This is a genomic window from Streptomyces sp. NPDC005775 (assembly GCF_042871565.1).
In the GTDB taxonomy this organism is placed as follows: Bacteria; Actinomycetota; Actinomycetes; order Streptomycetales; family Streptomycetaceae; genus Streptomyces.
This window is the reverse complement of the sequence record NZ_JBIAIU010000034.1, coordinates 1-4090: the sequence shown is the minus strand read 5'-3', so window position 1 is coordinate 4090 and position 4090 is coordinate 1. Positions and strand designations below refer to the sequence as shown.

At 68.0% G+C, this 4090-nt stretch carries 2 protein-coding genes and 1 pseudogene; 1 reads left to right on the top strand and 2 read right to left on the bottom strand.

All coding sequences use genetic code 11. The features are described from left to right. Positions 1-323: 323 nt before the first annotated feature. Positions 324-704 (bottom strand): annotated as a pseudogene (locus tag ACFYPA_RS37050) (class I SAM-dependent methyltransferase); the annotation flags it as partial. Between the two features lie 1371 nt (positions 705-2075). On the opposite strand from ACFYPA_RS37050, the gene ACFYPA_RS37045 reads away from it, so the two are divergent. Further along, complete coding sequence (locus ACFYPA_RS37045; protein ID WP_389137050.1) at positions 2076-2252, top strand: hypothetical protein; 177 nt, start codon at positions 2076-2078, stop codon at positions 2250-2252. Between the two features lie 1084 nt (positions 2253-3336). Here ACFYPA_RS37045 and ACFYPA_RS37040 read toward each other — a convergent pair. Then, complete coding sequence (locus ACFYPA_RS37040; protein WP_359087178.1) at positions 3337-3732, bottom strand: hypothetical protein; 396 nt, start codon at positions 3730-3732, stop codon at positions 3337-3339. Between the last annotated feature and the right edge of the window lie 358 nt (positions 3733-4090).

The window sequence follows — 4090 nt, the reverse complement described above, 5'->3', positions numbered from 1 at the left end:
GGGGACCCTGTGGGAGAGTAGGACGCCGCCGAACAATTATTGTTGGAAAGCCCCGTGCCCTTGTGGCACGGGGCTTTTCTGCGTTTACCGGGGCTGTTTGCTCAGTCCGCTGTGTAGCGCTTTGATCAGGGCGCGCGGTATGACAAGACCCCCGGCAGTCACCTCGCCGGCCTGCACCTGCGCGCTTCGATGATCGGGATCAAAGACCTCACCCGGACCACCCAGTGAGTACAGCTCCATACACGGGTGGCCTGCCAGTCACGAGCCGCTGGCATCGGAGACTTACCGGACCAGAGCGGGCCGGCCGTCCTGTAGACGGAGACAATCTCGGGAATCCAAAGCTCGATGACGAACCGCCCGCCCGGCGCGAGGTGGCGTGCGGCATTTCGGAAACAGGCAACCTGCTCGGCCTGCGTGAGCAGGACCGAGATGCCGTTGTAGACGAGGTAGACGAGCTGGAACTCGCCCGGGACTCGCGCAGTGGCCATGTCGCCGACGACGACCGAGATGGCCGCCTCGTCTGCCTTGGTGCGGAGCTGATCAAGCATCGGCTTCGACAGCTCGACGCCACTGACCGAGACTCCGCGCTCCGCGAGCGGCACTGCCACCCGTCCGGTCCCGATGGCGAACTCCAGCGCCCGCCCGCCCCGGGTGAGCTCCACCAGGCGGTCCACCGTCGGCCCCAACACCTCCGATGCGAACATGCCGGTCCCAGGGGTGTCATAGCTCTGAGCGGCCTAGTCATCCCAGATCTCACTTTGAAGCATAAGCAGCGATGGTTGATCACCGTTCGAGGAACGTCAACGCACTTTCGCCATAGCCGAGATGGGAGTGCGCCACCGCCGGCTCCCACCCGCCCCACGGTGGCACCCCGAGAAGCGCCGGCGATGCTCTATGTTCCGGCCAGGCGCATGATGTGACGTGCCCCTCTCCACACTTGCGGGCACCTCGGGGCGGACTCAAGCAATCACATTGATCATCACTCGATACGCGCCCTGGTGGGAATAGGACGTCATCGCTTGGGGCGGCGGAGAGCTGCGGCCCACGAGATCCGGAAAGTCACTCGTGAGTTCGGGGGAGGCTGCCCATCGTGGTCGTCCTCGAGGCCGATGGCGGCGGGCCAGAGCCGGTCTCCTGCCTCATCGCCGCAGAGCATCCCGATCGTCCGGGAAAGGTCCTGCGGTACCGGCGCGAAGCCGCAGGTACCGGTCAGCGCTTCACTCCCTGGGAGACATACCCGCATCAGCTAGGGGAGTTGCGCTTGCGTGACGTCGCGCTGGTAGCGAGACGTGGTGGGTACGCGGATCGGCAGGCTCGGCCGCGCTGGATCCAATCCTGGTCCAGGAGCTCTGCCAGGCCGACTGAGGACGGCAGCTCAGCGCCAAGGATCCGGTTGGACTCGGGGCCTGGGCGCTGTTCAGGACGATCGGTCGGCCATCAAAGACCGACCGCGCCGGGGAGGCGCGGCCGCCGCTGACGCAGAGGGTGGGCAGTCCCTGCCGGTCTGGACGAAGCCGACGACCAGGGCGGCGCAGATCTCGACCTTTTCGCGCGCGCCGGAGCCGTGGTTGGCGAGGAGGCCAGTGACGGTGACTGCGCCACCCTCGGGGCGAGCTCGACGGCCTCCCGGTCGGCCAGGCCTCTGGCCTTCTCGCCGAGGCGCTGTTCGCCGGTGGGAGTGGCGAGGATGAGCGGGGCGTCGGCAAGCAGGGCGCGGCCGGAGTTGTCGAGGTTGTCGGCGGCCGTTGTGCGAGCGCAGGGTCATATCGATGGGCCGGGTCGGCGGAGGGCCGCGGTGGAGCGGGTGGCCTTCGTCAGGCTCGGGCCGGATGAGGGGTAGTCAAGCAAGACCGTCGAACATGGGGTCGGTCAGGAAGCGCAGACCAGCCTCACTCGAAGAGGGCGGCAGGCCGCCCAACTGCGGACCCTGATCTGCTCGCCTGCGGTTCGGCCCCCTGCGACCGCTGCATCCTGCGTACCCACGGCCGACCCCGCTGGTACCTCACTCGGTGGGGGGACCGCCCGGCATCGTGGGGAAGTCGCACCACTCGGTGGTCCGGTCCTGCGCTGGGACGATGGAGGAGGCGTACCTGGCCGGCAGGGGCCTGGCCCGCCCGGACGAGCACCAAGTCCGCCGCTGGGCCCGCTGGCACCGCTGGGTCGCCCTCGCCGTGCTCGCCCACGCCTTTCTTGCCGTCACCGCGGCCACGAACGCCGCGACCGGCCCGTCCCCTACGGCCTGGTTCCCATGACCGCCAACGAGAGTCGGCGGCAACTACGGTCAGGAAGGACGAAGCCAGCGAAGTACATACTCCGACGGCCGGCAGAGGACTCGAACAACCGCGTTGGTGACGACGAAGTACCCCGGGTTCACCCAACCGTCCTCATTGCCCACGAGCCCCGGACCGTCCTCGCCGTAGTAGCGGCGCAACAGGCGGCGGCGCAACGGAGTCCCAGCCACCAACGGAACCGGAGCGGCGACGACTGCACCGACCGTCACGGCGAGCCGGACAGCGTGGACCCCGGCCACATTCTCTATCCGCATCGCTCCAGTCTGTCGACCAGATGAGACTCGTCCACCGCCCGCACGGAATGTGGTGCGAATCGATTAGGGCCCACCCCGGCCGGGCCGCCGCCTTCAGCGGCTTCCTGCCTCGGGACCCCCGGTACCGCCAGGCGCCCGCACCGCTACGACTGGGCTGCCCGAGCGCGAGTGCTGAGAGGGCGCCCCCCCCTTGTCCTGCGTGACGCGCAGCGGCATCCGACTGCCAGGGTGCTGGCCACGCAAGTTCCGAACGACGTCACTTCGTTCGTGAGCATCGGTGTGTGCCATCGGATGCAGCCAGATGCGCCATGCGCCCTTGGCGGTCATTTGCAGGGGGATTCGGTCCCGCCCATCGATCGGACGGGGATGGCTGCCCGTGTCAGTAAGGATCCGTAGGTCAGGAACTTGAGGGGCAATCCGTTCTTGCCGGGCGGGCTGGTGAGCTCCACCCAAGAGTTCTCGGCCCGGTCGAGGTGGACCACCAGCAGCGGGGGTGGCGGCGGTCAGTGCGGACGAGCTGGACGCCGGTGGAACCGCGGCTCTCACGACGCTGCCCCGCCCGCGCGCTCCGTGGCCAGGTCTCTTTGGGGGCGGAGGAAAGGGTTGGGGACGCGGAGTGCCCACGCGTGGGCGCTGGGCGAGTGCAGCGACTGGCCACCCTCGATCGGTGGGAGGCCCGTGCCGCCCAGCAGCCGCCGGACCAGCGTCCTCCGACTCAACAGACCAAGGCCAGTGGGGGCTTTCCCCTTGTGCCTGCTCACCACGATGGGGTCTGCAGGAGTGACCTCCGTTCAGAGCTCGAACGGATAGAGCGCGATCTTCTCGCGCTCGAGGAAGAGCTCGACCCACGTGCCGGCCACACCTTCCGGTAGCGGGGCGTCGAGGTCCAGCGGGATCTGCGTGTCACCGAAGTCCAGCACAGCGACCCCGTCCTCTGTGAGGTTCAACCGCCCGCGCAGGACGACACAGTGCGCGCCAGGCCGAACCCCCGGTCCGGCGCCGACGGCCGGCCTCGCATTCCGCCCCCACGTGACGACTTCGTCGACCGTCCACTCGACGTGGTACTCACCAGGCTCCGCGGCTTGGTCACCGCACCAGCGGACCGCGGTCCCCCCGAACGGGGTCCTGATCTGGGCCAGCCAGGGACTCCAGGGGAACTTTGCGACCTTCACCAGTTCGACCAGCATCGCTCGATCATGCAGAAGTCGAACCGCAACCGGAACCCCTGACGGTTTGCCGACTGACCTGGTCGCCCCGGCCTCCCTCCGGCCGCGGGGTGTCGCTGCCCGACCGGATGTGCCGTGGGCAGGGGCCCACCGCCCGGCTCCTGGCCGTTGGATGAGGGGCCGTCAGGTGGCACCCGGGGGTGGGAATCAGGCCCGAAAGTCTCTGGTAGAGTTGAGCTCGCTGGAAAGGGAAAGCGCGAAAGCGAAGAACTGGAAAGCGAAATTGCGAGGCCCGCTTCGACCGGGAATCGGACACGAAAGAGTCTGATAGAGTCGGAAACGCAAGACCGAAGGGAAGCGCCCGGAGGAAAGCCCGAGA

Bases quoted from the DNA above. Each gene is read 5' to 3' on its own strand.
- ACFYPA_RS37045 (WP_389137050.1), top strand. From the start codon at position 2,076: ATGGAGGAGGCGTACCTGGCCGGCAGGGGCCTGGCCCGCCCGGACGAG.
- ACFYPA_RS37040 (WP_359087178.1), bottom strand. From the start codon at position 3,732: ATGCTGGTCGAACTGGTGAAGGTCGCAAAGTTCCCCTGGAGTCCCTGG.